The following is a 388-nucleotide window of genomic DNA, read 5'->3' as shown; positions in this document are numbered from 1 at the left end:
CGTGCGTTGATGGCTGCCCAGCAGCAACAGGAACAACAGTTGCGCCAGCAGGCCGATATCTACCAAAGGAAATACCGGGATGCGATCAAAAACGATGAGTGTGCCAGCCGCATTGCTCCTGGTGCTGTGCTTGACCTCATGCACCAGCCCGACGGTACAGCCACCAGCGCCGATCATCCTGTTACCCCCAGAGTCAGTATTCAAGCGATGTGAGCAGCCAGCGCTGCAGGGTGACACCTGGGGTGATATCGGCAGCTATACGCTGCAACTTCAAACAGCATTATCAATCTGCGCCGGCCAGGTGGCCACGCTGAACCAATGGCGGGTATCCGTCGGGAGGTAGGCATGAAAATTATTGCACAAGAAAATAGCACAGAAATCTGGGCCA

2 protein-coding genes are annotated in these 388 nt (G+C 55.4%); both read left to right on the top strand.

From position 1 onward, the window contains the following. A partial coding sequence (locus AC2FC2_RS27020; protein ID WP_490660213.1) for a DUF2570 family protein occupies positions 1-213 on the top strand: 213 nt, incomplete at its 5' end. After that, a complete protein-coding gene (gene lysC, locus AC2FC2_RS27015) occupies positions 122-343 on the top strand; it encodes an Rz1-like lysis system protein LysC (RefSeq protein WP_490660212.1) in 222 nt (73 codons plus the stop codon). The genes AC2FC2_RS27020 and lysC, both read left to right, overlap by 92 nt. Positions 344-388: the final 45 nt, after the last annotated feature.

It is taken from the genome of Serratia sp. CoH_122_TC_1, assembly GCF_058191755.1.
This window is presented reverse-complemented; position numbering and strand designations above follow the sequence as displayed.